Below are 4,166 nucleotides of genomic sequence, written 5' to 3'. Positions count from 1 at the left end.
ACGACGCAAACAAGTCCGTCAATGATGCGATCAAGATCGTGCAAACGAACTGCCCGCCACAGGTTTTCTCCACTTTCCGGCGGGGAATGGCAGACGTCGTCTATGAGCTCGTTGAGAAAGCAATCGTTCCGATTTGCAAACAACACCCGGGGCTGATACCCGAAGGAGAAACGCTCGACCGGATCGAGCGCTAGTTGATTTAGCGGTGTGTGCGGGAAACGCAGACTTGAAGTAGGAAAGGCGCGAAAACGCTCGCGCCTTGTTGAATTGCCCGCAGTGTAGTGGCCGCCAGTTTGGCGAGTCTCCCGCGCCACGCTCGCCTATGTCCGCCCTCTTCGAACCGCGGAATCCACACTCTCTCCATACATCGCCATCCCGCTTTCAGCCAGCACCTCGGTCAGCGACCGGCGCAACAGTTCCACAGGCCGCATAAGCCGCCCCGGAAGCGATCCATGAATGAACCACACATCGATGCTCGCGCGAAAGTCCGAGGTCTCGACGATCCTCAGTTCCGAGCGATGCACCGACCGATCCAACAGATCCGGCGTGACAAGTCCAATGCCCATACCGCGCGCAACCAGCGAGAGCTGCAGCTCCGAGCCAAACGCTTCGACGGCCACATTGAACGGAAGTCCCGCTGCCCCTAGCGCCAGTCTCAGTGCCGAGCGCATTCCGCAGCCATCCTGATTGAGGACCCACTCGCGCCGGGACAGTTCCGCCAGCGTCATCGGCTTGTCGGGTAGACCGAGCGAGCGCGCCGCGACGATCACAGTCGGCAGGAACGCGAGCGGCGTGGCGTGCAACGTTTGAGGTGGCGTGAAGCTGGACGGCATCAGCACGATCGACGCGTCGAGCGACGCCCGCTCGACACTCTGCACGAGACCAGGCGACCAACCCGCCGTGACACGCAGCGTAAGCCGCGGAAAAGCACTGCGAAGAAGATCGACAGGTTTTTCCAACGCCACCTCCGCAAGAAACGGCGGCATGCCGATTCTCAACTCGCCCGCCGGCTCGCTCCCCGGCGACGCAACCGACAACAGATCGTCCACCGCGCGCAACACGGTACGCGCGAGCGCATAGACCTCGTTGCCTGCGGCGGTCGGCTTGAGCGGCTTACTCTGGCGATCGAGCAACTCGTTACCCAACGTGCTCTCAAGGTTTTGCACCCGGCGTGTCAGGCCAGGCTGCGTGAGATGAAGCTTTTTGGCGGCGCGCACCATCGAACCGCTTTCGACGACCGCAACGAACGCCTCCAGATCGCGCGTATTCACAGTTAACTCGCATAATCATTATCAACATATTTCAATTGTCGCATATTGAGCGGCTCATTAGGATGGCTTTTTCACATCCGTCCCGAGAGCGCCGTTCGATGAACCCATCCGCCGAAAACCCCGCGCGCGTTGTCGCGACGCAGGAGGCTGAAGCCCCACAGGAACTCACCCCGCTGCTAACCCTCTTTTTCGCGACGGCGGTGGGCGTGATTGTGATGAACCTGTTCGCCGCGCAGCCGTTGACCGGTTCGATCGGCCGCAGTCTGCACCTTGCTCCCGAGTTAGCGGGTCTCGTCGCCATGCTTCCGCAACTCGGCTACGCAGCCGGGCTCGTGCTCCTCGTGCCCTTGTGTGATTTGCTGGAGAACCGCCGCCTGATCGTCCGGACACTCGCGTGCTGCGCCGTCTTTCTCGCCATCGCGATGTTCACCGATTCGCGAGGCGTGTTTCTGCTCGCCATATTCCTGGCCGGCGCGGCGTCGAGCGTGATTCAGATGCTGGTGCCAATGGCGGCCTCGATGGCATCGGAAAGCCATCGGGGAAGAGCGGTCGGCAACGTGATGAGCGGTCTGATGTTCGGCATCCTGTTGTCGCGCCCGGCTGCGAGCGTGATCGCAGGGGCGATTGGTTGGCGTGCTTTCTACGGCTTTGCCGCGCTAATCGATGCATTACTCGCCGTGGTTCTCTACCTGAAGCTGCCCGATCGCCTGCCGGTTGTCGCCACGCGCTATCCGGCGCTACTGCGCTCGCTGTGGACCTTGTTGCGCACTGAGCCGGTATTGCAACGCAACGCCGCATCGGCTGCATTGGTGATGGGTGCATTCAGCGCGTTCTGGACCGCGATCGGTTTGCGGCTTGCGCAGCCGCCGTTCAGCTTCGATATGAACGGTGTTGCGTTGTTCGCACTCGCCGGCGCGGCGGGTGCGATCGTGACGCCGCTTGCGGGGCGTGCGGGCGACCATGGGATGGAGCGCAAGGCGCTGATTGCGGGCCATCTGATCATGCTCGTCGCCCTCGTGGTAATGGGTGTGGCGGGCGCTGGGTGGGGCGGCTTTTCAGTAAGTACCCATCCGGCGCTGGCGGTTGCGTTGCTGGTCGCCGGTGCGGCCGCACTCGATGCCGGCGTGGTCACTGACCAGACGCTAGGCCGGCGCGCGATCAACCTGATGGATCCGGCCGCGCGCGGAAGGCTCAATGGACTGTTCGTCGGGGTGTTTTTTGTCGGCGGTGCATTGGGTGCGATGTTCTCGGGGGCGGCGTGGTCGCTGGCGGGTTGGACCGGCGTCTGTGCGGTGGGCTTCGCGTTCACCGGTGTCGCATTTGTCCTCCGGCTGATCGGGGCGGTTCGCGGGACATTGCGCGTGGCACGCCGGCCTTCCCCAACGAGATAGCGCATAGTTTTTGCTTGAAAGACAGTGCTTGTCGGGAGCGCGACGCGTGATAAAGCCGCCACGTGGCCACAGATCCCAGCCGATCCTCGAGGAGTCGCCATGCGTGGAATAAATGACACGGTACGCGCTGCAATTTTTGCTGTCGCAATCTCAGTGTTTTCAGGTTGCGGCGGGGGTGGAGGCAGCTCGAGCAACAGCAGCAGCACAGCCACACCGGCGGGCGGCATCAATCTGCAAATTGTCTCGTTCGGCGACAGCCTTTCAGACGTCGGTACCTATGCGCCGCTCGCGAGTGCGGTGGGCGGCGGGCGCTTCACGACCAATCCCGGACAAGTGTGGAGCCAGGATGTCGCGCAATACTACGGCGATACGCTAACCGCCGCGTTCACGATCGACTTCACGCATAAACTCACTGCGCAGAGCGGCCTTGGTTATGCGGAGGGGGGCGCCACGGTGGCGACGCCTGCCAACCAGTCCGATTTTCTGACCAACGTGATCGGCAACGTCGAAATGCCCGTCAATCAGCAGGTATCGAGTTATCTGAGCGCTCACGGGAGCTTTAAAACCAATCAACTGGTGCTCGTGTGGGCAGGTGCGAACGATGTACTGCGCGCCGGGGCGCCGCCGGCCGCAACGCAGACCGTGCAGACGGCCGCCACCACGCTCGCTCAGGTCGTTGGGCAAATCGTTCAGAACGGCGGAACGCATGTGGTGGTGGTCAATCTTCCGAATATTGGACTCTCGCCGGACGGCCGCGCCTCGTCCGATGGCGGGGCAAACTTCACTCAGTTGTCGGGGCTCTTCAACAGCACGCTGACTACGGCTTTGCAGACCAACGGTCTGCAATCCAAGGTTATCCAGGTCGATGCATATACGTGGTTGAACCAGATCATCGCGAACTTTCAGGCAAATGGCTTCGCGGTGTCGAATACGGGCCAGGCGTGCGACCCGAAGAAAACGCCCGATAACACGTCATTGCTATGCTCGCCCGCAACCTACGTGAGCGCCAATGCAGACCAGACCTACATGTTCGCCGATGACCTTCATCCGACGACGCACCTGCATACGCTGTTCGCCCAATTCGTCGAGCAGCAGATCGCCAAAAGCGGTCTGGGACATTAGGCACCGAGGAAGCCCTGAAGACAAGAATGTTCAAAAGGGAAGGATCGTTTCAGGGTTCACGTCGTACTGCTTGCCGACGAAGGGCTGCGGAGAACGTATCGGCCCCCCATGACTCTGAGAGCGCCTGGGTAAACAACATTTGCTGGCTTTGCGGCGCAAGGCCGCCAACTGGCGGGTCATTATCGAAGTTCGTGGGAAATGGATATCCTTGCGCGCACGACGCAATGACCGCATCGACTTCGACTTCGGACATCGTGCGGGTCGTGAGTTGATCGAGCAGAACTGCGTGCTCAGCTTCTGTTCATTACCGCATTCGCGGGTCTATTGTTGAGCGCTTGCGCGCAGACCGGCCCCGTCGAGTTTTCCGCGTCGGGTGCCAATG

General features: G+C 61.3%; 4 protein-coding genes. 3 read left to right on the top strand and 1 reads right to left on the bottom strand.

Annotated features, from left to right (window positions below; genetic code table 11):
• On the top strand, positions 1 to 194 hold a 194-nt coding region (locus tag QOC89_RS05580), incomplete at its 5' end, for a hypothetical protein (RefSeq protein ID WP_323044117.1).
• Positions 195 to 320: 126 nt separating this feature from the next.
• On the opposite strand, the gene QOC89_RS05575 is transcribed toward QOC89_RS05580, so the two are convergent.
• Entirely contained in the window at positions 321 to 1,271 is a 951-nt protein-coding gene (locus tag QOC89_RS05575; RefSeq protein ID WP_323044116.1) for a LysR family transcriptional regulator, read from the bottom strand.
• Between the two features lie 98 nt (positions 1,272 to 1,369).
• Between QOC89_RS05575 and QOC89_RS05570 the strand changes: the two genes are divergently transcribed.
• Positions 1,370 to 2,662 carry an MFS transporter gene (locus QOC89_RS05570; RefSeq protein WP_323044115.1) on the top strand — a complete coding sequence of 431 codons (1,293 nt, stop codon included), beginning with the start codon at positions 1,370 to 1,372 and terminating at the stop codon, positions 2,660 to 2,662.
• 99 nt (positions 2,663 to 2,761) lie between these two features.
• Complete coding sequence (locus QOC89_RS05565; protein WP_323044114.1) at positions 2,762 to 3,784, top strand: SGNH/GDSL hydrolase family protein; 1,023 nt, start codon at positions 2,762 to 2,764, stop codon at positions 3,782 to 3,784.
• Positions 3,785 to 4,166 lie beyond the last annotated feature (382 nt).

It is taken from the genome of Paraburkholderia sp. (assembly GCF_034668105.1).
Classification (GTDB): domain Bacteria; phylum Pseudomonadota; class Gammaproteobacteria; order Burkholderiales; family Burkholderiaceae; genus Paraburkholderia.
This window is presented reverse-complemented; position numbering and strand designations above follow the sequence as displayed.